25 protein-coding genes and 1 tRNA gene are annotated in these 24,621 nt (G+C 70.3%); 16 read left to right on the top strand and 10 right to left on the bottom strand.

What is annotated here, in order from left to right; genetic code table 11:
- The first annotated feature begins 186 nt into the window (after positions 1-186).
- The 14 genes from ACFYY2_RS05570 to ACFYY2_RS05635 all read left to right on the top strand — a co-directional run bounded on the left by ACFYY2_RS05570 (position 187) and on the right by ACFYY2_RS05635 (position 12,941).
- Positions 187-588, top strand: coding sequence for an NADH-quinone oxidoreductase subunit A (locus tag ACFYY2_RS05570; protein WP_388737413.1), 402 nt, complete (start codon positions 187-189; stop codon positions 586-588).
- Positions 579-1,280 (top strand): NADH-quinone oxidoreductase subunit B, encoded by a 702-nt coding sequence (locus ACFYY2_RS05575; RefSeq protein ID WP_388737415.1) that lies wholly within the window; start codon positions 579-581, stop codon positions 1,278-1,280. The genes ACFYY2_RS05570 and ACFYY2_RS05575 overlap by 10 nt, the downstream gene beginning before the upstream one ends.
- Positions 1,277-2,695 (top strand): NADH-quinone oxidoreductase subunit C, encoded by a 1,419-nt coding sequence (locus ACFYY2_RS05580; RefSeq protein WP_388737418.1) that lies wholly within the window; start codon positions 1,277-1,279, stop codon positions 2,693-2,695. The genes ACFYY2_RS05575 and ACFYY2_RS05580 overlap by 4 nt, the downstream gene beginning before the upstream one ends.
- The gene (locus ACFYY2_RS05585; RefSeq protein WP_388737420.1) at positions 2,692-3,660 is read left to right on the top strand and encodes an NADH-quinone oxidoreductase subunit H; all 969 of its coding nucleotides are present in this window, start codon (positions 2,692-2,694) and stop codon (positions 3,658-3,660) included. The genes ACFYY2_RS05580 and ACFYY2_RS05585 overlap by 4 nt, the downstream gene beginning before the upstream one ends.
- Positions 3,660-4,280: a NuoI/complex I 23 kDa subunit family protein gene (locus tag ACFYY2_RS05590; protein WP_388737423.1), complete on the top strand. Its 621-nt coding sequence runs from the start codon at positions 3,660-3,662 to the stop codon at positions 4,278-4,280. The genes ACFYY2_RS05585 and ACFYY2_RS05590 overlap by 1 nt, the downstream gene beginning before the upstream one ends.
- Positions 4,280-5,008 (top strand): NADH-quinone oxidoreductase subunit J, encoded by a 729-nt coding sequence (locus ACFYY2_RS05595; protein WP_388737426.1) that lies wholly within the window; start codon positions 4,280-4,282, stop codon positions 5,006-5,008. Before ACFYY2_RS05590 ends, ACFYY2_RS05595 begins: the two co-directional genes overlap by 1 nt.
- A complete protein-coding gene (gene nuoK / locus ACFYY2_RS05600; protein WP_388737428.1) occupies positions 5,008-5,433 on the top strand; it encodes an NADH-quinone oxidoreductase subunit NuoK in 426 nt (141 codons plus the stop codon). The genes ACFYY2_RS05595 and nuoK overlap by 1 nt, the downstream gene beginning before the upstream one ends.
- Positions 5,430-7,430, top strand: coding sequence for an NADH-quinone oxidoreductase subunit L (locus ACFYY2_RS05605; RefSeq protein ID WP_388737431.1), 2,001 nt, complete (start codon positions 5,430-5,432; stop codon positions 7,428-7,430). Before nuoK ends, ACFYY2_RS05605 begins: the two co-directional genes overlap by 4 nt.
- 27 nt (positions 7,431-7,457) lie before the next feature.
- Entirely contained in the window at positions 7,458-9,008 is a 1,551-nt protein-coding gene (locus ACFYY2_RS05610) for a NuoM family protein (RefSeq protein WP_388738582.1), read from the top strand.
- Entirely contained in the window at positions 9,005-10,540 is a 1,536-nt protein-coding gene (locus ACFYY2_RS05615; RefSeq protein WP_388737433.1) for an NADH-quinone oxidoreductase subunit N, read from the top strand. Before ACFYY2_RS05610 ends, ACFYY2_RS05615 begins: the two co-directional genes overlap by 4 nt.
- A gap of 112 nt (positions 10,541-10,652) precedes the next feature.
- Complete coding sequence (locus ACFYY2_RS05620) at positions 10,653-11,117, top strand: MscL family protein (protein ID WP_388737435.1); 465 nt, start codon at positions 10,653-10,655, stop codon at positions 11,115-11,117.
- Between the two features lie 217 nt (positions 11,118-11,334).
- Complete coding sequence (gene htpX / locus ACFYY2_RS05625; protein WP_327115732.1) at positions 11,335-12,198, top strand: zinc metalloprotease HtpX; 864 nt, start codon at positions 11,335-11,337, stop codon at positions 12,196-12,198.
- Complete coding sequence (locus ACFYY2_RS05630; protein ID WP_388737438.1) at positions 12,195-12,590, top strand: YccF domain-containing protein; 396 nt, start codon at positions 12,195-12,197, stop codon at positions 12,588-12,590. Before htpX ends, ACFYY2_RS05630 begins: the two co-directional genes overlap by 4 nt.
- A gap of 78 nt (positions 12,591-12,668) precedes the next feature.
- Positions 12,669-12,941, top strand: a complete 273-nt coding sequence (locus ACFYY2_RS05635) for a GlsB/YeaQ/YmgE family stress response membrane protein (protein ID WP_327115728.1) — start codon at positions 12,669-12,671, stop codon at positions 12,939-12,941.
- Between the two features lie 153 nt (positions 12,942-13,094).
- On the opposite strand, the gene ACFYY2_RS05640 is transcribed toward ACFYY2_RS05635, so the two are convergent.
- Positions 13,095-13,583, bottom strand: a complete 489-nt coding sequence (locus tag ACFYY2_RS05640) for a YajQ family cyclic di-GMP-binding protein (protein WP_014154639.1) — start codon at positions 13,581-13,583, stop codon at positions 13,095-13,097.
- A gap of 162 nt (positions 13,584-13,745) precedes the next feature.
- Here ACFYY2_RS05640 and ACFYY2_RS05645 point away from each other — a divergent pair.
- Positions 13,746-13,827, top strand: a tRNA-Tyr gene (locus ACFYY2_RS05645).
- A gap of 171 nt (positions 13,828-13,998) precedes the next feature.
- Here ACFYY2_RS05645 and ACFYY2_RS05650 read toward each other — a convergent pair.
- From ACFYY2_RS05650 to ACFYY2_RS05670, 5 genes are all read right to left on the bottom strand, one after another.
- Positions 13,999-15,366 (bottom strand): tyrosine-type recombinase/integrase, encoded by a 1,368-nt coding sequence (locus tag ACFYY2_RS05650; protein ID WP_388737441.1) that lies wholly within the window; start codon positions 15,364-15,366, stop codon positions 13,999-14,001.
- 69 nt (positions 15,367-15,435) lie between these two features.
- On the bottom strand, positions 15,436-15,621 hold the full coding sequence (locus ACFYY2_RS05655; RefSeq protein ID WP_388737444.1) for a helix-turn-helix transcriptional regulator: 186 nt from the start codon (positions 15,619-15,621) through the stop codon (positions 15,436-15,438).
- 168 nt (positions 15,622-15,789) lie between these two features.
- Complete coding sequence (locus ACFYY2_RS05660) at positions 15,790-17,058, bottom strand: DUF3631 domain-containing protein (RefSeq protein WP_388737447.1); 1,269 nt, start codon at positions 17,056-17,058, stop codon at positions 15,790-15,792.
- Positions 17,059-17,128: 70 nt separating this feature from the next.
- Complete coding sequence (locus ACFYY2_RS05665) at positions 17,129-18,022, bottom strand: bifunctional DNA primase/polymerase (RefSeq protein ID WP_388737449.1); 894 nt, start codon at positions 18,020-18,022, stop codon at positions 17,129-17,131.
- The gene (locus ACFYY2_RS05670; protein WP_388737452.1) at positions 18,019-18,732 is read right to left on the bottom strand and encodes a DNA cytosine methyltransferase; all 714 of its coding nucleotides are present in this window, start codon (positions 18,730-18,732) and stop codon (positions 18,019-18,021) included. The genes ACFYY2_RS05665 and ACFYY2_RS05670 overlap by 4 nt, the downstream gene beginning before the upstream one ends.
- A gap of 279 nt (positions 18,733-19,011) precedes the next feature.
- Between ACFYY2_RS05670 and ACFYY2_RS05675 the strand changes: the two genes are divergently transcribed.
- Positions 19,012-19,989: an HNH endonuclease gene (locus ACFYY2_RS05675; protein WP_388737455.1), complete on the top strand. Its 978-nt coding sequence runs from the start codon at positions 19,012-19,014 to the stop codon at positions 19,987-19,989.
- A 46-nt stretch (positions 19,990-20,035) separates the two neighbouring features.
- On the opposite strand, the gene ACFYY2_RS05680 is transcribed toward ACFYY2_RS05675, so the two are convergent.
- From ACFYY2_RS05680 to ACFYY2_RS05695, 4 genes are all read right to left on the bottom strand, one after another.
- Complete coding sequence (locus ACFYY2_RS05680) at positions 20,036-20,209, bottom strand: hypothetical protein (RefSeq protein ID WP_388737458.1); 174 nt, start codon at positions 20,207-20,209, stop codon at positions 20,036-20,038.
- A 13-nt stretch (positions 20,210-20,222) separates the two neighbouring features.
- On the bottom strand, positions 20,223-20,693 hold the full coding sequence (locus ACFYY2_RS05685; protein ID WP_388737461.1) for a hypothetical protein: 471 nt from the start codon (positions 20,691-20,693) through the stop codon (positions 20,223-20,225).
- A 213-nt stretch (positions 20,694-20,906) separates the two neighbouring features.
- Positions 20,907-22,985, bottom strand: coding sequence for a hypothetical protein (locus tag ACFYY2_RS05690; protein ID WP_388737464.1), 2,079 nt, complete (start codon positions 22,983-22,985; stop codon positions 20,907-20,909).
- A gap of 1 nt (position 22,986) precedes the next feature.
- A complete protein-coding gene (locus tag ACFYY2_RS05695) occupies positions 22,987-24,558 on the bottom strand; it encodes a hypothetical protein (RefSeq protein ID WP_388737466.1) in 1,572 nt (523 codons plus the stop codon).
- Positions 24,559-24,621 lie beyond the last annotated feature (63 nt).

The following is a 24,621-nucleotide window of genomic DNA, read 5'->3' on the forward strand; positions in this document are numbered from 1 at the left end:
ACGCCATGGGGTTCGTGGGTGACGCGCGGTAGGGAAAACCCCACCCCTCGTCGGCGGGTGCCGCTCACCGTTCGCGCGAGGCCCTCCTCACCCTTTGTGCGCATGCGTTGCTTACCGTCTCTTTAGCAGGGCCTAGACTCCCGTGCGTACAGACCGTCGAACAGGTTGAGGGAGCGAGGGGCGGACGTGGCGGACGTGCCGGGACCGACCGTTCTCGCGTCGGACTACTTCCAGAGCTACTCGGTGATCGGACTGCTCGCCGTGGTCGGCGTGCTGTTCGTCGCCGTCGCCTTCGGCGCCGGCCGGCTGCTGAGGCCCGTGGTCCCGACGCCGGAGAAACTCCTCACCTACGAGTGCGGGGTGGACCCCGTGGGCGAGGGCTGGGCCCACACCCAGGTCCGCTACTACGTCTACGCCTTCCTGTACGTGATCTTCGCCGTCGACTCGATCTTCCTGTTCCCGTGGGCGACTGTCTTCGCGGCGCCGGGGTACGGAGCGACGACGCTGGTGGAGATGTTCATCTTCCTCGGCTTCCTGGCCGTGGGACTGCTCTACGCATGGAAGAAGGGCGTCCTCGAATGGGCGTGACGAGCCGGACGAACCCGGAACCCCCCGTTCCGCTGCCCGATCCGACGCTGCCGCCGCCGGAGCCGAAGAAGCTCGGCGTGCTGTCCCGGCTCGCCCCCGAACCGATGAAGGTGGTCCTCAACTGGGGCCGCCGCTACAGCCTCTGGGTCTTCAACTTCGGACTCGCCTGCTGCGCCATCGAGTTCATCGCGGCCTCCATGGCCCGGCACGACTTCATCAGGCTGGGCGTCATCCCCTTCGCCCCCGGCCCCCGGCAGGCCGACCTGATGATCGTGTCCGGCACCGTGACGGACAAGATGGCACCTGCCGTCAAGCGGCTGTACGAGCAGATGCCCGAACCGAAGTACGTCATCTCCTTCGGCGCCTGTTCCAACTGCGGCGGTCCCTACTGGGATTCGTACTCCGTGACGAAGGGCGTCGACCAGATCATCCCCGTCGACGTCTACGTCCCCGGCTGCCCGCCCAGGCCCGAGGCGCTCCTCCAGGGCATCCTCAAGCTCCAGGAGAAGATCGCGCGCGAATCGCTCGCCGAGCGGTACGCCGGCGAGGACACCGCCCGCCCCTCCGCCGCCGCCCTGCGCAGCGGCCTCGTCGCAGCCCCGAAGACACCGGGGACAACCCCGAGCACACCGGGGACAGGCCCGAATGCACCGGGGACAACCCCGAGGACACCGGGGGAGGAGCGGCCGTGACCGCCGCCGAACTCCACGGCCGGCTGCCCGACGCCGTCGCCGATGTCTTCGGCCCGGACGCCACAGCCGCCCGCGCCTACGACCTGCTGACCGTCGACGTCCCCGCCGCGTCCTGGATCCCCGCCCTCGAAACGGCCCGCGACGAGCTGGGCTGCAGCTATTTCGACTGGCTGAGCGCAGTCGACGAGCCGGGCACCGGCTTCCGCGTCTGCGCTCACGTCGCGGCGATCGGCGAAGGCACCGTACGGCGGCTGCTGGTCCGTACGACCGTCCCGCACGACGCGGCCACCCTGCCCAGCGCCGTCGGCGTCTACGCGGGTGCGGCGTGGCACGAACGCGAGACGCACGAGATGTTCGGCATCGGCTTCGAGGACCACCCGCATCTGGTCCCGCTGTTGCTGCCCGAGACCTTCGAGGGCCACCCACTGCGCAAGGACTTCGTCCTGGCCGCCCGGGTCGCCAAGGCCTGGCCGGGTGCGAAGGAGCCGGGCGAGTCCGAACACGGCGGGCCCAAGCGGCGCACCATGCTGCCGCCCGGGGTCCCCGATCCCAACGAATGGGGCCCGCTCAAGGGCCAGCTTCCGCCCGCCCCGGCCCGCCCGGCCAGGGGCGCACGCGCGGCCGGCGACCGGCCGGTGCGCCGGGCCCGCACCGCGAGCGAGGGCTCGGCGGGGCAGCGGCCGGCCACGGCACCGGACGCGAAGGGTGCCGCGGCGCCCGACGCGGTGGCTGCCGCGGAGACCCCGGACGCCGCGACCCCGCGTACGGCGCCGCCCCGGCGCAGCCGCAGCGCCTCCCAGGGCTCTGCCAGCCAGGCGACCGGCGACGCCCAGGCACAGCGGCCGACCGGGACACCGGCACCCGACGCGGGTGCGGACCTGGACGCGGCCGCGGGCCGGGAGACGACTGCGGGCCGGGAGACGGCCGCGGACCTGGAGAAGGCAGCGGATCGGGAGAAGGCTGCGGATCGGGACACGGCTGCGCGCGGGGCCGCTGCGGACACGGGTGCGGGCCCGGACGGGCCGGAGGCCGGTACCGCCGGCACCGACCCCGCACGGAACCGCAGGGAAGCGGCACGGCCCAAGGGGGCGGCCGGCAGTGCGGACGCGCCTTGGCACGACGCCCGCCCCGCCTTCGACCCCACCCCCAAGCGGCACGAGCAGGCCGAGCGGCCCACGGAGCCGGAGGGGGCCACGGAGCCGAAGGATGCACCACCGTCCCCGGAGCCGGAGGACGCACCGTCCCCGGAGCCGGCGCAGCAGCCTGATGCGCCGGAGGGGGAGCCGGAGGAGGCACCTGAGGCCGAGCGGGCGTCGGGTTCCGCGCCCGACCCCGACCCCGGCCCCGACCCCTCGTCGTCCCGTCACGACCGTTCTGCCGGTCCCGACCGTCCCGCCGGAGGCGATACCGCGTGAACGACGTACTCGACGTCGCCATCCGCCTCGTCATCGTCTTTGCCGTGTTCATGGTCGCCCCGCTCCTCGTGGGTCAGGCCGAGCACAAGGTCATGGCCCACATGCAGGGCCGCCTCGGTCCGATGTACGCGGGCGGGTTCCACGGCTGGGCCCAGCTCGTCGCGGACGGGGTGAAGTTCGCGCAGAAGGAAGACGTCGTGCCGGCCGACGCGGACCGGCGCATCTTCCAGCTCGCACCCGCTGTCGCCCTGCTCCCGTACCTCCTCGTGATCGTGGTCATCCCGATCGGCCCCGGAGAAGGGGCGGTCGGCCAGGTCGTCGACGCGGGCATCTTCTTCGTGCTCGCGGTCATGGGCGTCGGCGTCCTCGGCTCGCTCATGGCGGGCTGGGCCTCGGCCAACAAGTTCTCGCTCCTCGGCGGCCTCCGCACCGCCGCGCAACTGCTCGCGTACGAGCTGCCGATGCTCCTCGCCGCCGCCTCCGTGGCCATGGCGGCGGGCACGGTCTCGCTTCCCGGCATCCTCGACGCCTTCGAGTGGTGGTGGCTGCCCTGGCAGATCGTGGGCGCCCTGGTCTTCTTCGTGGCCGGACTCGCCGAACTCCAGCGCCCGCCCTTCGACATGCCGGTCGCGGATTCGGAGATCATCTTCGGCGCGTACACCGAGTACACGGGCCTGCGCTTCGCCCTGTTCCTGCTCGCCGAGTACGCCGGGATCGTCGTCCTGTGCGGGCTGACGACCGTCCTCTTCCTCGGTGGGTGGCACGGGCCCTTCGGCGCCGACGGACTGGGCTGGGTCTGGACCCTGCTCAAGGCCGCTGTCCTCGCCTTCGTGGTCATCTGGCTCCGGGTCACCTACCCGCGCCTGCGTGAGGACCAGCTGCAGAAGCTCGCCTGGACCACGCTCATCCCCCTCGCCCTGGCGCAGATCGCGCTCACCGGCATCGTGAAGGTGGCGATCAACTAGTGCCCCCGATCCCCGGATCAGGCCTGGCCAAGGGCCTTGCCGTGACCCTGCGGACCATGACGAAGCGGACGGTCACCGCCCAGTACCCGGACGTCCAGCCCGAACTGCCGCCCCGTACCCGCGGCGTCATCGGGCTGTTCGAGGAGAACTGCACGGTCTGCATGCTCTGCGCCCGTGAATGCCCCGACTGGTGCATCTACATCGACTCCCACAAGGAGACGATGCCCGCCGCCGCTCCCGGCGGCCGCGAGCGCAGTCGCAACGTCCTGGACCGCTTCGCCATCGACTTCGCCCTCTGCATGTACTGCGGTATCTGCATCGAGGTGTGCCCCTTCGACGCACTGTTCTGGTCTCCGGAGTTCGAGTACGCCGAGACGGACATCCACGAACTCACCCACGAGCGCGACAAGCTCCGTGAGTGGATGTGGACCGTCCCCGAACCGCCCGCACTCGACCCGGCCGCCGAGGAGCCCAAGGAGATCGCCGCCGCCCGCAAGGCGGCCGAGAAGCTCCAGGCCCAGGAGGCTCAGGACATACAGGCTGCCCGGGACGCCGAGGGGGCGGCGGGCACGCCCGATGCCCTGCCGGGCCGGGAAGCTGAACAGGAGGGGCAGGAGTGATGTTCGCCGCCACGGCCGGACACTCCGGTTTCCTCTCACCGACCGGCGTCGAGATCGCCTTCGTCCTCGTCGGCCTCGCCACCCTCGGCGCGGCCCTGATCACCGTCACGACCGCACAACTGGTGCATGCGGCGCTGTGGCTGGTCGTCGCACTCGGCGGCATCGCGGTGGAGTACCTGCTCCTGACGGCCGAGTTCATCGCGTGGGTACAGGTCCTGATCTACGTCGGCTCTGTCGTCGTCCTCCTTCTCTTCGGGCTCATGCTCACCAGAGCCCCCATCGGCCGGTCCCCGGACGCGGACTCGGGCAACCGGTGGGTCGCCCTCGGTGTCGCCCTCGCCGCGGCCGCCGCACTCGTCTGGGTCGTCGTCGACGCCTTCCGGACCACCTGGATCGACCTGGACGGTCCCGCCCAGGGCTCCACCGAGGTCTCCGGAGAGTTCCTCTTCCGGCACTGGGTGCTGCCCTTCGAAGCGCTCTCCGTCCTGCTGCTCGCCGCCCTGGTGGGCGCCATCGTCCTGTCCCGCAAGGACCGACAGGACCCGCAGGCTCAGCGAGGCCCGCAGGGTCGGCAGGGCCCGCGGGGTCAGCAGGGCCCGCGGAGCACGCAGGCCCCGCAGCGCCGGCAGACAACTCCGGCCGGGCGCGCCGGGCAGGCGGGCGAGGCGGGCGAAGACCCCGAGCAGCGCGGGGGCCGCAGTGACGCCCACCGGGAGGACAAGAGCTGATGCACCTCGCCTATCCGGTCGTACTCGCCGTCCTCCTCTTCTGCACCGGGCTGTACGGAGTGCTCGCCCGCCGCAACGCGATCCTCGTCCTGATGTCCGTCGAGCTCATGCTCAACGCCGTCAACCTCAACCTGGTCGCCTTCGACGTCTGGCTGCGCGACGCCCTGCACGCGGGCCAGGCCCTGACCCTCTTCACCATCGCGATCGCCGCCGCCGAGATCGGCATCGGCCTCGCGATCGTCCTGGCCGTCCACCGCAACCGCGGCACCTCAGACATCGACCGCCTCCGTGACACCGCGGAGACCGACGAGGCCGACGCGCTCCCCGACGACCCCGACGCACGACCCGACGGGGCCGCTCCCGGCACCGCTGACCAGGCCACTGCCACGGCAGGGAAGGCAAAGAAGGCAGAGGCCACCGCGTGACCACCACGACCCTCGCCGTCCTCGTCCCCCTCCTCCCCTTCCTCGGCGCCGTCGCCGGGCTTCTCCTCGGGCGGACCGCCCCCGGCTTCGTCCGGCCCCTCGCCGTCCTTCCGACCCTCGCCGCCGCCGTGTGCGCCGTCGTCGTCGCCGCACGGCAGGGCGGCGGCCCCGCCATCGACGCCTCGACCCGGTACACCCCCACCGGTTCCGTGCCGATCGATCTCGCCCTGCACCTCGACGGCTTCGCCGTACTCGTCGCCGTACTCGTCGTGCTCGTCGCCGGCTGCGTGCAGATCTACTCGACCGCCTACCTCAAGGGCGATGCCCGCTACCCCTCGTACGCGGCGCTCGTCTCCCTCTTCACCTCCGCGATGCTGCTCGTCGTCTACTCCGGCGACCTGATGGTGCTCCTGGTCGGCTGGGAGATCATGGGCATCTGCTCGTACTTCCTCGTCGGCCACTACTGGGAGACCCCCGAGGCACGCGCAGCCTCGCTCAAGGCCTTCCTCGTCACCAAGCTCGGCGACGTGCCGTTCCTCATCGGCCTCTTCGCGCTCGCCGCCGACACCGGTACGTTCCGGATCACCGGGATCCTCGCGGCCGTCGGCAACGGCGGGCTCGACCACCCCACCCTCGTCGCACTGCTGCTTCTCGCCGGTGTCGCCGGCAAGTCCGCGCAGTTCCCGCTGCACACCTGGCTCCCCGACGCGATGGCCGGCCCCACCCCCGTCTCCGCGCTCATCCACGCGGCGACGATGGTCGCCGCCGGCATCTACTTCGTCGCCCGCCTCCTCCCCGTCTTCGCCGCCTCGGGTGCGGCCCTGGTCGTCCTCGCCGTGATGGCTGCCGTCACGATGATCGGCTCCGGACTCGCCGCCCTCGCGCAGGACGACATCAAGCGCGTCCTCGCCTACTCGACCATCGGCCAGCTCGGCTACATGTCCGGCGCCCTGGCCGTCGGCGACCGCGGGGCGGCCGTCTTCCACCTGATGTCCCACGGTGCGTTCAAGGCCGTCCTCTTCCTGGCCGCCGGCGTCGTCATCCACGCCACGGGTACCAACTCACTCGCCGCCATGTCCCGCATGGGCGGGCTGGCCAGGCGCATCCCCGACGCCTACTGGACGATGACCGTCGCCCTGCTCGCACTGGCGGCCATCCCCCCGTTCGCTGGTTTCTTCTCCAAGGAGGCGGTCCTCGTCGCCGCCGAACACACCGCCCTTGGAGACCGCGACGTCGCACCGGCGGCGGCCGGCTGGACCGTCCTCGTCGCCGGGCTCGTCGCGGCGGTCCTCACCGCCGCCTATGCCACCCGGCTGTGGCTCCTGGTCTTCCGCGGGCGCGGCCCCGAGGCCCCGGACCACGGCAAGCAGCCCGTCGCGATGACCTCCGTGCTCTGGGTCCTCGCCGTCCCGACGATCGCCTTCGGCCTCACCGTCGGCACGCTCACCGACTGGTTCGACGGACACAGCCTCACGCCCTCCCTCGCGACCGCGGTCCTGTCCACCGGTGTGGGAATCGCCGGCGGACTCGTCACCTATGGGGCGTGGCGCCACACCACGGCGCTCGCGGGACGTCCACCGGTCGGCGCGGTCGCCGCCCACCCCGATGCCGAGCCCGCGCTCGTGGAGGCCGAGGCCATGACCTCGCACACCGCGGCGTACGGCACGATCGCGGACGCCCCGGACCCGTCGGACCCCGGCCGGCTGCTGCTCGGCCCCCTCCACCGCCACGCGGTCACCGGCTTCCACCTGGACGCGCTGTACAGCGCGCTGTTCGTCCGCCCCGTCCGGGCCGCGGCCCGCCTGGTCCGTTTCCTGGACCGCGAGGTCATCGACACCTACGTACGCGGCTCGGGCAGCATCGCCCGCGGACTCGGCATCCTGGTCCGCCGCGCCCAGACGGGCAACGTGCAGACCTACCTGAGCGCGCTGCTCGCCGGAAGCCTCGTCCTGGCGATCGCCGCCGCCGTCCTTGCCAACGTCTACGCCGGGGCGTGAGCCGTGTTCGATATCAGCGCATCAGTGATGCAGTTCCTTCTGGCGTTCATCGTGGTCGTCCCGCTGCTGGGAGCGGTCGCCGCTCTCCTGCCCGCCCCGCCCGGGCTCAAGGGACGGAACCCGGACCAGGCCGTGCTCCGCCACGGAGTGACCGTCACCGGCGCCGTGCTCATCGCCGCTCTGGTCCTGGCCGCAGGCTTCGACCACGACCACCCGTCGAAGATGCAGGCCACCACCGACATCAGCTGGATCCCGGCACTCGACGTCCGGATCCACCTCGGCACCGACGGCATCTCGCTCCCCCTTCTCGTGCTGACCGCGCTGCTGACCTTCCTGTGCGCGCTCTACAGCTACTTCAAGCCCCCCGCCGGCCCCTCCCCGAAGGCCTTCGTCGCACTCGTCCTGCTGCTCGAGTCCGGCACCCTCGCGACCTTCGCCGTCCTCGACCTGCTGCTGTTCTTCCTGGCCTTCGAGATGGTCCTCATCCCGATGTACTTCCTCATCGCCCGCTGGGGCGGCGACCGGAAGCAGCCCGCCGCCTGGAAATTCATCCTGTACACCCTGCTCGGATCCGTGATCATGCTGCTGGGGCTGCTCCTCGTCGGGCTGAAGAGCGGCACCTTCGACATGGTGGCACTCGCCACTGACAACGGCCGCGGCCTGACCACGTCCGTGCAGGTCATCGCCGTACTGGCGATCGGGATCGGCCTCGCGGTGAAGACCCCGATGTGGCCGCTGCACACCTGGCTGCCCGACGCCCACACCGCGGCCCCGACCGTGGGCTCCGTCCTGCTCGCCGGCGTCATGCTGAAGATGGGTACGTACGGGTTCGTCCGCATCCTGCTCCCCGTAGCCCCCGACGGGATGCAGACCTTCGCGCCGTACCTGGCGGCCTTCGCCGTCGTCGGGATCATCTACGGATCCCTCGCCTGCCTCGCCCTCGCCCGCCCCGGGGCCAAGGGCGACCTGAAGCGCCTGATCGCCTACTCGTCCGTCGGCCACATGGGCTTCGTGCTCCTCGGCATCGCGACGATGACCCCCACCGGAGTCAACGGCGCGCTCTTCGCCAACATCGCCCACGGACTGATCACCGGCCTCCTGTTCTTCCTGGTCGGCGCCGTCAAGGACCGCTACGGCACGGCTGACCTCGACACTCTCGCCGGAGCCACGGGAGCGGCCCTCTACGGACGTGCCCCCCGCCTCGGCGGACTCCTCGCCTTCGCCGCCGTCGCCTCGCTCGGGCTCCCCGGCCTCGCCGGGTTCTGGGGCGAGATGCTCACCCTCTTCGGCGCCTTCGACCCCGCCGAGGGGCTGAGCCGGCCCGCCTTCCTCACGTACATGTCCCTCGGCGCACTCGGCACCCTCCTGACCGCCGCGTACATGCTCATCGTCGTACGCCGTGTCTGCATGGGCGAGAAGCGTGAGCAGACCGAGGCGGTCGCCGACATCCAGAGCTACGAGTTCGCCGCCTGGACCCCGCTCGCCGCACTGACCGTCCTCGCCGGACTCTGGCCCGCCGTCCTCCTCGGCCTCACCGACCCGGCCGTGCAGAAGCTCCTCGCAGGAGGCAAGTCGTGACCCTGGCAGCCGGCAGCGCAACCGGGGCGGCGAGCCTCGTCCAGTCCGTCGACTGGCTCGCGATCGCACCCCCCGTCGTCGTGGCGGGGGTGGCGCTCCTCGTCCTCGTCGCCGACCTCTTCGTCGGCGAGCGGCGCAAACCGCTCCTCGGCTACGGCGCCGTCGCCGGTCTCGTCGCCGCACTCGCCCTGCTCATCCCCCTGCGCGCCGGGGACCGCTCCACCTTCTGCCTCACCGGCGGGTCCGGGGCCTGCAGCTACACCGCCGACCACTTCGCGCTCGTCATCCAGGCCCTCGTACTCGGCGGAGCCCTGCTCACCGCTCTGCTCTCCGTCGGGGACACCCGCAAGCTCCCGGCGGGCGAATTCTGGTTCCTGCTGCTCTCCTCGGCCGCCGGCGCCGCACTCCTGCCCGCCGCCCGGGACCTCGCCACGCTCGTCGTGGCCCTCGAAGTCGCCTCGCTCCCCGCCTTCGCCCTGGTCGGCATCAAGCGCGGCGACCGCCGCTCATCCGAAGCGGCCCTGAAGTTCTTCCTCTCCTCGGTCGTCGCCACCGCCGTCATGCTGCTGGGCGTCAGCTTCGTCTACGCCACCACCGGCACCCTGCACCTCACCGAGATCGCCGCCCGGCTCGACGACGTACCGGGACAGTTCCAGACCCTCGCCGGAACCGGGGTCGTCCTCACCCTCGTCGGCTTCGCCTTCAAGACGGCCGCGGCCCCCTTCCACTTCTGGGTCCCCGACACCTACGTCGGAGCACCGCTTCCCATCGCCGCCTACCTCTCGGTCGTCGGCAAGGCGGTGGGCTTCTCGGGACTGGTCCTCGTCACGGTGATCGGCTTCCCGTCCTACGCCGACGTGTGGGGCCCCGTCCTGGCCGTCCTGGCCGCACTCACCATGACCCTCGGCAACGTCGCCGCACTCCGCCAGACGGCGAGCCGTGCCCGCAGCGCCGTACGCCTCCTCGCCTGGTCGTCCGTCGGCCAGGCCGGATACCTCCTCGTCCCGATCGCCGCGGCCGCCTACTCCAGCGACGCCCAGATCGGCTCCACCGTGGCCTACGCGCTCATGTACGCGGTGGTGAACCTCGGCGCCTTCTCGGTGGCCGCCCTCGTCGCCCGCAGCCACCCGGGCAACCGCCTGAGCGACTACCGCGCCCTGTACGCCACCCGCCCCCTCGCCGCGCTCGCCATGGGCTTCTTCCTGCTCTGCCTGGCCGGTCTGCCGCCCGGGATCATCGGCCTCTTCGCCAAGGTGACGGTCTTCTCCGCGGCGGTCGACGCGGGGCTCGGCTGGCTCGCCGTCGTCATGGCCGTCAACGTCGTGATCGCGCTGTACTACTACCTGCGGTGGACCGCCGAGCTCTTCAGATCCCCGGAGCCGGACACCACCACCGAAGAGGCCCCGGCGGCCTCCGGTCCCCGGGTCCCCGCCCCGCTCACGGTCGCGATCGTCCTCACCGCAGTAGCCGGAATCACACTCTCCGGTGCCCCGCAGCTCATCCTCCGCGTCGCCGCCGTCGGCCTCTTCTGACCGCTTCCGCCCACGGCCGACCGGCTTGCCCGGCGCGCCGCGCTCAGGGCATGGTCATGCGTGCACACGTCACCGAAAGAGCACGCACGAAGAGCACAGAGGAGCCAGAGCGGTGCTGAACGGGTTCAAGGACTTCATCCTCCGCGGGAACGTCATCTCCATGGCCATCGGCCTCGCCGTCGGGGCCGCCTTCACCGCGGTGGTCACGGGCTTCAGCAACGCGTTCATCGTGCCGCTGATCGGGATCTTCACCCGCGGGGCCGGTGACTACAGCAAGGCCCACTACACCGTCGACGGCGTGGAATTCCCCTACGGCCTCTTCGTCAGCGCCGCCATCGCCTTCGTCATCACCGCCGCGGTGCTGTACTTCCTGGTCGTCCTCCCGATGACCAAGGTGCAGAACCGCTTCACGGCCAAGCAGGAGCAGGAGAAGGCCGACATCAAGGCCGCCCTGCGCGACTGCCCCCGCTGCTTCACCGAGATCCCCGCCATCGCCAGCCGCTGCGCCCACTGCACCAGCGACGTCGAGCCGGACGCGGAGGCACGCGCGCTCGCGGGGCTGCCCGCCCAGCGCTGACGCGCACACGGGCCTCCGGGCCCGTGCGACGGCGCTTTCCACCCGTACGGCCCAGGGGCGGATCCGACCGGATCCGCCCCTTCCGCCGTTGCCCCCGGCACCCGGGCACAAGGGAACTAGCATCCGTCGCCTGGCGTTGACCAGTAAGGGAGGCTCCACTGGAGAGTGGAGCACCACTGAGCAAGGGTCCCCCTGCCGCACCACTTGGAGGGCTACCGTGCACCGCCGGCACAACGGGCTGAAAACCGCTGTACTCCTCGGGGGCCTGTCGGCCCTCATCATCGTCATCGGCAGCTTCTTCGGACGCACCGGGCTGATCGTGGCGCTGGTCGTCGCCGTCGCCACCAACGCCTACGCGTACTGGAACAGCGACAAGCTCGCCCTGCGCGCCATGAGGGCGCGCCCGGTCAGCGAGTTCGAGGCGCCGCAGCTCTACCGCACGGTCCGCGAGCTCTCGACCGCGGCCCGCCAGCCCATGCCCCGGCTCTACATCTCGCCGACGCAAGCACCCAACGCCTTCGCGACGGGCCGCAACCCCAGGAACGCGGCCGTGTGCTGCACCGAGGGCATCCTGCAGATCCTGGACGAACGCGAGCTGCGCGGCGTCCTCGGCCACGAGCTGAGCCACGTCTACAACCGCGACATCCTCATCTCGTCCGTCGCGGGCGCCCTCGCCTCCGTCGTCATGTTCCTCGTCAACTTCGCATGGCTCATTCCCATAGGGCGATCCGACGACGACGACGGCCCGGGACTCCTCGGGATGCTCCTGGTACTCATCCTCGGCCCGCTCGCCGCCTCGGTCATCCAGCTCGCCGTGAGCCGTTCCCGCGAGTACCAGGCGGACGCGTCCGGGGCCCAGCTCACCGGCGACCCGCTCGCCCTGGCGAGCGCCCTGCGCAAGCTGGACGCCGGCACCAAACAGCTCCCGCTCCCACCCGAACCCCGGATCGAGACCGCGAGTCACATGATGATCGCGAACCCGTTCCGTCCCGGCCAGGGCCTGTCCAAGATGTTCTCCACCCACCCGCCCATGGCCGAACGCATCGCCCGACTCGAGCAGATGGCAGGGTATCGACCGTGAAGACAATCCTGAACGTCATTTGGCTGGTCCTGTGCGGATTCTGGATGTTCCTCGGCTACATCGCCGCAGGGCTCCTGCTCTGCATCACGATCATCGGCATCCCCTTCGGCCTGGCAGCGTTCCGCATCGGCGTGTACGCCCTCTGGCCCTTCGGCTACAGCGTCGTCGACCGCTACGACGCCGGAGCCCCCTCACTCATCGGCAACGTCCTCTGGGTGATCCTCGCGGGCTGGTGGCTGGCGCTCGGCCACATCTTCACCGGCATCGCGCTGTGCGTCACGCTCATCGGCATCCCCCTGGGCATCGCGAACTTCAAGCTGATCCCCGTCTCGTTGATGCCCTTCGGCAAGGAGATCGTCCGCAGCGACGACCAGGCGTTCGCGGCACGCTGAACCACGCCCGGCCGGCAACCACACCCGTCGTGCAGGCGTCCTGGCTTGCAGGAACGAGTGACGGGTAGGTACGCCACCATGAGCATCATCAGCTGGATCATCCTCGGGCTGCTGGCCGGCGCCATAGCCAAACTGCTTCTGCCGGGCCGCGACCCCGGCGGCATCCTCGGCACGACCCTGATAGGCATCGTGGGCGCCTTCCTCGGCGGCTGGCTGTCGTCCCGCTTCCTCGACCGCCCCATCAGCACGGACTTCTACGACACGGCCACCTGGGTAGCGGCCATCGCCGGATCCCTGGTGCTCCTGATCGCGTACAGGCTGCTCTTCGGCAACTCCCGCGAACGGCGCTGACCTTCAGGCTCACACGCGCCCCGCGAGCCGCCCGGCGCACCTAGGGGCGGCCCAGGGGCCGCAGGAGCCGCAGGGACACGAAAACGGGGCGGGCCGTGCCGGTCAGGCACACCCCGCCCCGCCCACGCACCGCTGCACACGGCGGCGAACCGTCTACCGGTAGTTGGCGAACTGCACCGCGAAGTCGAGGTCCTTGCCCTTGATCAGCGCCTGCACCGCCTGCAGGTCGTCACGGCTCTTGGAGCTGACCCGCAGCTCCTCGCCCTGAACCTGCGCCTTGACGCCCTTGGGGCCCTCATCGCGAATGATCTTCGCCACCTTCTTGGCGTTCTCCTGGGAGATGCCCTCCTCGATCGTGGCGAAGATCTTGTACTCCTTGCCGGACAGCTGCGGCTCACCCGCGTCCAGCGACTTCAGGGAGATCCCGCGCTTGATCAGCTTGGACTGGAAGATGTCGAGGATCGCCTTCACGCGCTCCTCGCCGTTCGCCTCCATCAGGATCTTCTCGCCGGACCAGGAGATCGACGCACCCGTTCCCTTGAAGTCGTAGCGCTGGGAGATCTCCTTGGCGGCCTGGTTGAGGGCGTTGTCGACCTCCTGCCGCTCGACCTTCGAGACGATGTCGAAACTGGAGTCGGCCATGACGTGTGGCTCCTTGCGTCGTATGCGTTGGGTACGGCACAAAGCCTAGCCATCCCGGCCCGCACCCGGCGCTGATCAATCAGGTGGCGTAGCACCCCTGGGCATCGGGTATCGTTTACGTCGTCGCCAAGGAGCCCGCAAGGACTTCGAGGCGCCGTTCCAGGCGGTGTGCCCGAGTGGCCAAAGGGAGCAGACTGTAAATCTGCCGGCTCAGCCTACCCAGGTTCGAACCCTGGCGCCGCCACAGGACGGGAAACCCCGTCCGACCTGCTTTAACCGCAGGCCGGGCGGGGTTTCTGCATGTGTGCAAGTGTCGCTGCGGAGCGCGCCCATAGGCCCCCGAATCCCACGTTGTCTCACCTGAATCCCACCCCTGATCAGGGCGTGTGGGGCGGGCGTGGGGCACGTTCGGCCGCTAGCGCCGGCCTCGCAGGGTCGCTTCGATCCGGGCGTTCGCCGTCGCTGCGGCGCCGTCCAGGCACTTGGCGTAGACGCGGAACAGTACGGCCACGCTGTGGCCGGCGCGCTGAGCCACCACCTGGGGCTCCACGCCCGAACTGAGCCAGGTCGAGACGGCCGCGTGACGCAGGTCATACGGACGTTTGACCAGGGTGGAATTCCGTTGGGCGGGCGTCAGGGCTCGCAAGCGAGCCTCTGCCCAGACCTCCCCGTAACCGGTGTCCTGGATCAGCCCACCGCGCTGCGTGCGGAAGAGTCGCCCGTCTGGGGCCGCTCCATAGGCGATGAGGTGCCAGCGGAGCAGGGCAACCAGGTCAGGCGGAATCGGCACCGTGCGCACTGCCTTCCGTGGGCGGTGCTTGAGCCCTCGCCGGTCGTGGGCAGTTCCACTGTCCGTCCACGCCGATCCGGAGCGGGGACGGGTCTCGCGCAGCCTCAGCGTCCCCCAACCGCGTCGGGGGAGATCGCAGTCGTCGACGGACAAGCCAATCACTTCCGCCGGCCGTGCTGCGGCGTAGTACATGCACCCGAAGAAGGCGACTAGGTGGCGTCCACGAGCGCTCTGGGCCCGCACGGCGTCGAGCAGGGCGAGAGCCTGCCGAGGATCAGGGACGGTGGCCGGGTCCAGCTCCTCCTCGACTTGTTCGGGCGCCTTCCACTGGACCTGCGGCAGGGGGTTCTGCGGCAGGTGCCCGGCGTCGACGGCATAGCCCAGGGCGTTGTGGAAGATCGCGCGTTTCCGGCGGATGGTCGATGCGGCCGCGGTAGCGCCGTCCAGCTTCTTGGTGAGGGCATCGAGCGCGGCCCGGACGTGCATGCGGTCGGCCAGAGCTGACGTCGGCAGCGACTTCCGCTCGAACCAGGCCAGCACCTTGGCCACCTCGGCAGGGGGCTCCTCGGAACGCCGGTTCATGTTGAAGGCCCAGCCGTAGAGCGCGGTGCGTACCGTCCTCGGGTCAGCCATGCCCTTGGTGTCCGTGACCAGGGCGGGCGCGATGGTCGCCATCGCTTCGGAAAGAGTGCGTCGCGTCGACCCGGGGGAGTGCGGCCACTTCATCTCGATGTAGTCACGCGCGTGCTGGTACCAGCTCACGTCCTTGCGTTGACGGAGCTCCCGAACGGGCACGCCGGTCGCTTCGTCAAAGGGCTCGCCCGCGTGGGCGGCGCGCAGCAGCTCCGCCCGCCGGCCGTCAGCAAGCGTCTTGGTGCGGAACGTCTGCGAGTGCGGCGTCAGACCGGTCTTCCACCGGAGTTCCGCGGAGCTCTGCCCGCGGTCCTTTCGCTGCCGCACGGCCCAAATTCGAACGTCGTACGTGAGGGGCATGTCTCTCCTGGAACAGGCCGAGGGCCCGCCGGACCGGCGGGCCCTCGGGCTTCTAGCGGGGGAGGGCGGTCAGGCGGCGGCTTCGAGTTCGCGCCACCATGCGTCGAGGTCGGCCCGGCGTACGCGGAGCTGGCCATTCGGGAGCTTGATGAGCTTGGGCGCCTTGCCGCGGGCGCGCATGCGGTAGAACGCGGCTCGGCTCATGGCGAGTTCGGCGAGGACTTCGGGGAGCTTGAGCATCTGAGGGCTTGCCATGGTGCGACTCCTCTTCGATGTGTTCTCTGTCTTCGCTCTGGGGGATCCGCAACATCCGCCACGCCGCAACAATGCAGGTCAGTGGCCTGAATCTGTGGCGGATGCTGTTTCTGTTGCGGATAGGTGCCGCCACGCTCGGGCGCGGCGGCACCTACGGGGTGGGTGGTGTCAGACCACGCTGCGGAGGGTGGGTGTGGCGGATTCCGCGAACATGTGGCGGGTCCCGGAAGGGTCTTCCGCCACAGATTCACCCTTGTTGACCTGCGGTGTTGCGGATGTTGCGGATGTTGCGGATGTTGCGGATTCCTGGGGGTTGGGGCGGCAGTAGCGGTTCCAGGCGTCGGTGAGGTCTTCGGCGTAGTAGCCCTTGGGGGTGGTGCTGCCTACCCGGATGCCCTTGGGCTTGATCGGGGTGTTGTCGGGCCGTACGTACTGGCTCAGGAGCTTGGAGAGTCGTCGTGCGGTGAGGGGCTTGATGGCCTGTCCGTCCTCGCTCAGGTCGTCCCAGGGGGCGTCGTCGAGGGAGAGGAGGACTTCGAGGATGGCGGCGGTGGGCATCTTGTCGACGCCGCAGAACACCTTGTCGCGCAGGTCGGTCAACAGCCGCACACCGAGCGAGGCTTCGTCGTTGCTGGCCGCGGACTTGATGAGCTCGATGCATGCCGCGCGGGCCCGGGCCGGCCAGTGCCCGCCGGCAGCGTCGGCGACCGCGAGGAGCGGTTCCCACACGTCGGCCGGCCGGTCGGTGACGCCTTCGGGCATCTCGGGCCAGGCTTCGGCTACCTGGTCGTGGAGGGTGGCGGTCCAGTCTGCGAGCTGGTCCCGGAGGAGGTGGCCTTGCTTCTCGTGGACGCGGCGCCGGTAGGGCTCGCATTTCTCGTTGGGGGCTTTCTTGCGCATGCGGATGATGACTGACCTGGTCAGGATCGTGTCGGGCAGGGAGCCGAGTCCGGCCATGGCGACCGCGCAGAACGAGGGGAAGAAGGCTGCTTTCTGTTCGGATCCGTCTCCGACGCAGCGCAGGGACTTGGCGCCGCGCCGGTAGCCGGAGTTGAGGAAGCCGCGGACTTCCTCGTTCCCGCCGGCCTTGGGCCCGAAGACGGTGTCGATCTCGTCGAAGAGGAGGGTGGGTGTTCCCTCGTCTGCGGAGACGAGCCGGAACAGGGCGTTCGCGGAGGCGTTGACGGTCGTCGCCGCGCGGGGGGTGAGGGTCTCGATGATCTCCAGGGCTCGTGACTTCCCGGAGCCGGGTTCGGGGCTGAGGAAGGCGATGCGGGCGGTGCCGTCGAGCGCGTCCATCAGATGGGCGTGCGCGTCCCACAGCGCTACGGCGACATAGGCGTGCTCGGTGGGGAACACGTTGAACCGGCGGTGAAAAGCTTCCACCTCGTCGAGGAGGGCGGCACCGTCGATGGGCGGGGTGGGCGTCGCGGTCATGCGGCGGACCTCCTTGGGAGCGTACGAAGCACTGCGGGATTGCTTTTCAGGAGGGGGTTGGCTGGGGTGGTCACGCTGCCTCCGGTCGAGGCCGGCAGGTGCGGATGGACCAGTCCAGTGCACTGGCGATGGTCGTGCGGCACTCAGACGCGGGGAGCCCCACAGCCTCACCCTCTGCCTGAAAAGCCGTCTCAACGACGTGGCGGGGAAGGTCTCCCCAGGCCACGAACCGGCCCAAGGCCCGGACGGATGAGAGCAGGGTGGTGTTGCGCCTGCCCTCTCCCGCTGCACGGACGGTCTCGCGTTCGCGCTGGAGAGCTGCCTCCGCGTACTGGTGGGCCCGCAGCGGGACTGCGGGGGCGGACGGTGTTACCGGAGGGGACGAGGGGTGCGGGGGAATGAGGATCTGTCGGAGCCAGCCGGGCAGGGGGTTGATGAGGGCGGGCCCCTGGACCTCGTATCGGTGGCCGTTGACAATGCTGCCGGCGGCGACGACGTATCCGCCCCATGCGCGGGTGTCGATGTTGTCAGCGATGGTGCCTGCGGTGTTGTGGAGGCGGGCTGCGGCAGGGGCGCTGAAGTACAGGTGCTGTCCGCCCGCGGTCCGGATCGTGCGCGTGGTCGGCACCGGGTGCCCGGCGCGCTCGCAGAGCGCAGCAAGGTTCGCCGCGCCGTGAGGCGCGTCCTGATCGTCTTTCGGCTTGTCCAAGTCCACGACGACCAGCCCCGAAGGGCCCGTCGCCAGTCCGATGTTCCAAGCCCCGGTGGACCAGGCGGCACGGATCCGGTCGGGATCGGTGGTGGCGCGCTGCTCCCACTTCAGGTGCCCCGCTGTGCAAGGGCCCGTGCGGGGGCAGGCGCTCTCGCCGTGGAGCGCGGGCCGCTTGCCCCCGGGGCGGAGCGGGAACACGTGCCAGCCGCGTTCGGCCGCTTCCAGGGCGGCGGTGAGGAGGTGGGTGCTCATGCCGCGGCCGTCCTTTCGAGGGTGAGGAACTGGTCGCCGATCCAGCGGCTGTAGGCGGGTGGGATGGCCTCGCAGACCTCGCGAATGCCGAGGGGGATGTCACCGCCGGCGGGGACTTTGATCCAGGGCATTTCCATGGCGTCGGCGGCGGCGTTCTGCCAGGCGCGGGAGTGCCGGCCGCCGTGGATCGACATGAACGGCTTCTGCGGGGTCGGCAGGTAGCCGTTACGGGTGCAGCGGGCCACGTGCTTGGGGTGGGCGGGTGCGGTGAGGGGCCAGTTCGTCTCGAAGACGCGGTGGCGGTAGACGTTCAGCCCGAACATCGGCCCGCACAGGGTGATCGGGGCGATCAGTTCGGCGCCCGCGATCTCCACGTTCTCCATCACGTAGGGCTTGCCGGTGGCGATCATCGCCGCGCGGGTCGGGGCGATAAGCCGCGGATAGGCCTTCTGGTTGTAGGCGTTGAGGTTCGAGTAGTCCTGGCAGGGCGGGCTGCCGTGGATGAGGTCGTACTCGTGGCCGTGAGCGCGGATGTACTCGACCGCGTCGCCCTGGATGAAGGTGAAGGGGTAGTGGGGCTGCGGGTTGATGTCGACGCCGGTCACGTTGTACCCGGCGAGGTGGAAGCCCATGGCCATGCCACCGGAGCAGCAGAACGTGTCCAGGACCCGTAAGGCGCGGGGTCGCCGGATGGGGGTGGGTTGGGTCATGCTGGATGTCTCCAGTTCTCTATCTCGGTGCTGGATTCGAGGGCGGCCCCGGCTTTGGCGAGACGGGGGCTGCCCTCTTCAGTTCGTCGGGTTGGACGTGGCAAACGGGGGAGCGGTCGCGGTCCTTGGCGAGAGGCGGCCGCTCCCTCCCTCACCGGGTGGGTGAGGGCATTCCGGTGCCGCGTTTGGGCGGGCGGGATTGTCAGTGGTGCCCGATATGTTGATCAGGACAGTTCCGCCGCCCAGGTGGGCGCGGTGGCCAGTGACGTGGGGAGTCTGATGGTTGCTTGGTTGATGTATCTGGGTGATGGCCCCAAGCGCGTGGGGGGCGGGTATGACGACAACCCCTCCACGCACTACAGCTGGGACAGCAAGGTGCCCAACCACGCCTATGTGCGGGTCGGGGACACGATCGTGCTGTGGGACGGGAACACGCTGCTGGGCTTGTCCGTGATCGAGGACATCGCGACCGGTTCCGGGACCAAGGACTGCAGCTCGTGCCCGTCCTGCGGGAAGGCGGACATCGCGGCGCGCAAGACGATGACGCCGAAGTACCGCTGCTGGACCGCGTCGTGCAAGGCGGAGTTCGACACCCCGACGGTAAAGACCGATCCGGTGGTCACCTACCGTGCCCGCTACGAAGCCGGCTGGATCGACCTGCACGGCCACGTCTCCGGCAAGGAACTCCGGGCCCTGTGCGAGGAGACCACCTCCCAGAACGCCTTGCGGCGCCTGCGCTGGGACGACTTCCGTACCCGCGTGGAGACCGGCAAGAACGCCACCCCCCTCGACATCATCGACAAGACCCGCAAGGTCATCGCCGACGGTCACACGACCAGGACGGTCAGGGCCCGCAACGGCCAGGCCGCCTTCCGCTCCACCCTGCTCGAAGGCTTCGGCGAGGTGTGCGCTTTCATCGGGCCCATGCCCGCCGTGGTGCTGGAGGCGGCGCACCTTTACAGCTACGCCGCGAACGGCAAGCACCACACCTTCGGCGGCTTGCTGCTGCGACGCGACGTCCACCGCCTCTTCGACCTCGGGCAGATCGCGATCGACCCGACCACGCTCACCCTCGACGTCACGCCTGCCACCCGGAAGTATCCGGACTACGACAAGCTGCACGGCCAGCCCCTGACCGTGCCCGTCACCAACGCCCACAAGAAGTGGATCGCCGAACACTGGGACATGCACCGCACCGAGGCGGAAGCGGTCATCCCGGCACAGACGACCGGAGCGACACACAGCCTCACCCCCTAGCCGCACACGGATGATGGGCCGCCTCTTGGTGAATCGGGCCGCCTCATCAGCTGTGGAATCGGCGTGATTCGGGGTGCTGGTCGCACCAGTCCTCGGCGCACACCTTGTGGACCGGTTCGCGGTCGTGGCTGCGCATGGGGGTGGGTTTGCCGCAGAGCACGCACGGCACGTTCCGGGAGGTGTCGAAGTGGCGGGCGTCCCGCCAGTCCAGGAGCGGCACGACCAGCCCCGGGCTAGTGGTGGTTGATGGTGCCGTTGGCCTTGCCGAACATCCCGGACGCGGTGATGTTCTGCGTGATGTGCGTCGGCCCCCGCCCGGTGCCAGCCGCACCCCGGCCGAGCCGGAGGAGGAGCGGCACGCCTACGGCTGCGGCGGCGATGAGGGCGACGGCGGCCCACAGGGCTTCACTCATGGCGATCAGTCCCGGGGCGGCGTAGGAGAGTCCGATACCGGCGGCGGCGACGCCCCCACCGATCGTCGGCGTAAGCAGGGCGGTGGTCTTGGCCCATGCCGGGATCGGCTGGACGACCGGGACCGGCGGCGCGGGCGGGGCCTGCTGCGCGGTGTAGGCGAGGGTGCGGATGCCGCCGGGGAGGGTGACCATCTGGACTCCCGGGGGGATCTCGGTCGGCAGCATCGCGGGGTGTTCGGTGGGCTGCTGGGGGGTGAGGGTGGTGATCTCGTACGCGGTCTCCGGGTACACAAAGGGCTCCCTTCAACACGACCGGGTGGCACCCATGGTGGTGGGTGCCACCCGACGTGTTGTGACGGTGCGTGGTCGTAGTGGTTAGTGGCTACTGGTTACTGGCAAGCGGAAAAGGCCCTGTTGAAGCCTCTGGTTGCCAGTAGGAGGGGCTTCTACTGGATAGTGGCAAGTTGCCAGTAACCAGTAGCCAGTAGCGCTCTGTGAGCCCGTTCAGGCGTGGTCGGGGTGGACGTAGACGGAGTGCGGACCGTTGTCGCGGTAGACCAGCTCGCCCCGCTCGGCCGCCGCCTTCAGCGCCGCCCGCACGGCCTGGCGGCTGCGGCGGACGAGATCGGCGACCGCAGACGGCTTCATGCCGGCTGGGCCCGCCGCCTTGATCGCGGCAACCGCATCAGCCACCCACGTCGGGCCGCCCTCGTCGTCGCCGTCGCGGAGCGCGGATAGGTTCAGCCCGGGGGCCGCGGCCGGGGGCTCCGGCTCGTTCCCGGGCTCTGGGGCGGTGGCGAACTGGGCGTCGATCTGCTCCATGAACGCGCGCACGGCCTCGTCCTCGTCCGTCACCGGCGTGGCCTGCTCGCTGCGGAACGCGGACAGGTTCAGCCCCTCGCTCGCGGCGGAACGTCCGGCCTGCCCGGTGTCTGCGGCCGGTGTGCTGGTGGCGTCCCGCATCCACGCAGTGCGTTCCGGTGCCCACCGGTTTGCGTAGGCGTCGCCCCCGGCCTCGGCCGAGACGTCGTCGAGGGTGGGGTGCATGTCGGTGGTGGCGTGGACGATGTCGCGGATCTGGTTGGGCAGGATCCGCCAGTTCTTGAACAGGGCCGCTGCGGACTCCGGGGTGCCCATGAACCCGGCCCCCTTGTACGGGGCCTGGTCGACACGGAGTCCGCGGGCTCCGGGGAAGACCTTGCTCAGGTCCATGCCTTCGACTTCCCCGCCGGTGAGGCAGACCCGGGCCTTGGCCTCGCGGCGGATCATCAGGTTCCCCAGCACCGAACCCGTGGCACCCAGGGCAGTGAGCACCGTACGGATGCCCATGGCGCGGAGCATGCGGATCACTTCGAGGATCTTCTTCGCGAGATCCTTCATGAACCGGTCGGTGCTGGTCAGGATCTCCGCACCCTCGTCCACGACCAGCATGATCTGGGGAATCTTGGCGCTGATGGGGAGCTGGTCGGTGTTCCGCTCGGCCATCAGGTCCTGGTAGGCGACCTTGCGGCGCATGCCGATCGCAAGCGCGGCATCGAGCATCCGCGCGGCCTCCTCGTGGGTTGAGGCCAGCCAGTCGATCCCCGGCCGTACTCCCTCGATCGGCGCCCCGTTGGTGTCGAACGCGGGGCGGACCCAAGGGAGGCCGGCGGATCCGGCGTTCAGGTCGATGACCCAGGTGAGGACGTCGGTGGTGCGGGCGAACCCGGCCAGGATGACGTGGACCATGTTCGTCTTCCCGGATCCGGTGGGGCCGACGACCAGGGCGCACTGCTCGCGCAGGAACACGCAGATCTCTTCGGCGTTGGTGCGGTAGCCCCACGGGATCCCGGTGTAGATCGACAGCGGGCTGTAGTCCGAGGGGTAGGTGCGCTCTTCAGACAGGACGTTGACCGTGGTCACGTCGATGAGCACCCGCCCCTGGTGCACGCCCTGCGAGGCGACGGCGGTGCAGCCGTGCGGCAGGCGTGCATCGGCCGACAGGGCCGCGGAGTGCTGCGCGATCCGGTCGTACGTCGTCCCGCCGGCGGGGAGTTCGGCGTCGATCGTGAACCCGGTACCGGTGGGCCAGATCTCCACCGCGAGGACCCGCAGCGTGAGGTTGCAGACCCGCTGCACCCGGTCCACCCACTCCGCCGCGATCGCCCGACGCTCCGCACTGAGCTCCCGGGACACCTGACGCTCATCGGCGGCGATCGCCTCCAACTCCCGCGCCTCCTCATAGAGGAGGGTGGAGCGGGCGGCGGCACTGATGCCGACGCCGATCGTGGCGAGGGATCCGAGGGCGGCCCAGGTGAGCGGCCCGGTGGTCATGGCCCACGTTGTCCACCCCGCGCCGACCAGCCAGGATGCGGAGCGCATCGCGATGGTGCGGGCGGAGAGGCGCTCGCGCAGGCTGCTGATCGTGTGGCCGATCGCCCCGGCAACGCCGACGGTGAGGGCCCAGCCGGGGGGCATGGAGGTGGCGGCGCCGGTGGTGGCGACGGCGAGGGCGCCGGTGGTGGCGGAGAGGGCGCCGGTCACGGGTCCGTGACCGGCAGCCCAGTCCCACACCGGCCCCGAGGAGGCGGTGTTGGTGGTCATGTCAGACGTTCCATCCCTTCTCGGCCTCGGACCCGTTGCGGGGGTCCTCGTGGCGGCTGATGTCCTGTTCGTGGGACTGGCGGAACAGCGGCCCCATGTCCTCGGCGACCGCCACGGCGGACATGACGGCGCCGAAGATGTCGTTGAAGCCGTCCGCGACGTCCTTCTCCAGCGGGAACTCGGAGTCGGCGCGCTCGGCCAGGACCCGCATCACGTTCGCCACGCTCGTGAGCGCGGCCGGGAGCCCCTCGACCATGGCCAGGATCTCCATGGCGCTCTCGGGGTCGTACTGACCAGCCGCCGCTTCCATCTCCGCGGCGTACTCCTCGAACCGGAAACCAGACACGTTCTCTCCCTCATCCGGGGTAGTGGTGGGTGCCGCCGGCGTCAGCCCCTCGGGCCGCTCCGCCGTATCGCTGATCTGCTCGGTGTCCTCGGCCGCCTTCTGGTCGGCGGCCTTCTCGTTCTCCAGGGCGGCCCGTATGGCGCCGTCCCGGTGGCTGCGCTGTTCCTCGGCGGTGCGGGTCATCCGGGCGTAGAGGCGGCGCCCGGGGTACTGGAGCCAGGCCCAACCGAGCTTCCGGCCCAACGGGGTGGAGACCATCCCGACGAGGCCGAGGGCTCCGGCGAGCAGGGCGGCGAACAGGCGCCGTCCCTGGAACCGGGCGGCGGACCGCCACAGCGCCTTGCGGGCCTTCCTCCTGGCCGGGGCCTTGCGCACGTCGTCGCGCTGTCCAGCGACCTTGTCGGCGGCGCGGCGGTCTCGGGCCTGCCTGCTGCGCTCAATCGCCTTGCCCTTGGCCGCACCGACCTTGCCCGCAGCCTTGCTCACGGACCGGCCCACCGGCCCCTTCCCGGGCATGGAAGCCGACCGGGCCGCAGACTTGGCATCCCTGCGGGCATCCGCCAGACCGCGGCGCGCGCCGGCCGTGTCAGAGCGCCGGTCGGTACGAGACGGGGACGACGTGCGGGCCGACTCACGCAAAGCCTTGACCTGCCCGGCACGCCCCCGCGACTTTCCCGCGGCCGTCCCGGCGGATCCGGGCTTGACCGGCGCCTTTCGCATGGCACCGGTGCTGCTTTTCAGGCCCTGCGGCTTGCCGGAGCCGGGCAGCGAACCCGCGCTGCCATGGCCGGACTTGCCCCCGCCTCGGCCGGTGCTCTTGCTGGTGCCGGCGTTTCCGGTGCGGGTCTGGCTCGGCACCCGACCCGCCCCGCGACCGGCGACTCCACCGGCCGCGCGAGCACGGGCCCCGGCACGGGACGTGCGGCCGGCCGTCGTCTTGTGGGTCTTCTTCTTGTCGCGGTGCTTGCGGGTCGCGGCAGCCGTGCCGAGGACGACCGCGCCGGTTGCCGCGACCGTGAGGGCGGCCGGACCTCCGACGAGTGCGGCGGCGGCGAGGAGGGAGGTGGTGGCGTTGGTGCCGGTCACCGCGAGCGGGACGACCGGCCAGCCGCCCGGGGTGTGCTCCACCTCGGTCTTGGCCGGTGCGGGCTTGGGTTCGGGTGTCGGGGGCGGGGTGTCCGGGGCGGCCTCGGGGGCCACTACCGGGGTGATGGTGGTGTCGGTCATGCTGAGTGCACTCCTTCACGGAGTAAGGGGCCCGGCCGGATCTGTGGAGGAGAGGGCCGGGCC

Origin of the sequence: Streptomyces sp. NPDC001822 (assembly GCF_042892135.1) — a bacterium.
GTDB lineage: Bacteria > Actinomycetota > Actinomycetes > Streptomycetales > Streptomycetaceae > Streptomyces.

What these genes read in the sequence shown, in the direction of transcription:
- ACFYY2_RS05670 (WP_388737452.1), bottom strand. Translation starts at nt 18,732, where the DNA reads ATGACCCAACCCACCCCCATCCGGCGACCCCGCGCCTTACGGGTCCTG.
- ACFYY2_RS05675 (WP_388737455.1), top strand. Translation starts at nt 19,012, where the DNA reads ATGGTTGCTTGGTTGATGTATCTGGGTGATGGCCCCAAGCGCGTGGGG.
- ACFYY2_RS05650 (WP_388737441.1), bottom strand. Translation starts at nt 15,366, where the DNA reads ATGCCCCTCACGTACGACGTTCGAATTTGGGCCGTGCGGCAGCGAAAG.
- ACFYY2_RS05690 (WP_388737464.1), bottom strand. Translation starts at nt 22,985, where the DNA reads ATGACCACCAACACCGCCTCCTCGGGGCCGGTGTGGGACTGGGCTGCC.
- ACFYY2_RS05655 (WP_388737444.1), bottom strand. Translation starts at nt 15,621, where the DNA reads ATGGCAAGCCCTCAGATGCTCAAGCTCCCCGAAGTCCTCGCCGAACTC.
- ACFYY2_RS05665 (WP_388737449.1), bottom strand. Translation starts at nt 18,022, where the DNA reads ATGAGCACCCACCTCCTCACCGCCGCCCTGGAAGCGGCCGAACGCGGC.
- nuoK (WP_388737428.1), top strand. Translation starts at nt 5,008, where the DNA reads ATGCACCTCGCCTATCCGGTCGTACTCGCCGTCCTCCTCTTCTGCACC.
- ACFYY2_RS05635 (WP_327115728.1), top strand. Translation starts at nt 12,669, where the DNA reads ATGAGCATCATCAGCTGGATCATCCTCGGGCTGCTGGCCGGCGCCATA.
- ACFYY2_RS05660 (WP_388737447.1), bottom strand. Translation starts at nt 17,058, where the DNA reads ATGACCGCGACGCCCACCCCGCCCATCGACGGTGCCGCCCTCCTCGAC.
- ACFYY2_RS05575 (WP_388737415.1), top strand. Translation starts at nt 579, where the DNA reads ATGGGCGTGACGAGCCGGACGAACCCGGAACCCCCCGTTCCGCTGCCC.
- ACFYY2_RS05640 (WP_014154639.1), bottom strand. Translation starts at nt 13,583, where the DNA reads ATGGCCGACTCCAGTTTCGACATCGTCTCGAAGGTCGAGCGGCAGGAG.
- ACFYY2_RS05610 (WP_388738582.1), top strand. Translation starts at nt 7,458, where the DNA reads ATGCAGTTCCTTCTGGCGTTCATCGTGGTCGTCCCGCTGCTGGGAGCG.
- ACFYY2_RS05595 (WP_388737426.1), top strand. Translation starts at nt 4,280, where the DNA reads ATGTTCGCCGCCACGGCCGGACACTCCGGTTTCCTCTCACCGACCGGC.
- ACFYY2_RS05695 (WP_388737466.1), bottom strand. Translation starts at nt 24,558, where the DNA reads ATGACCGACACCACCATCACCCCGGTAGTGGCCCCCGAGGCCGCCCCG.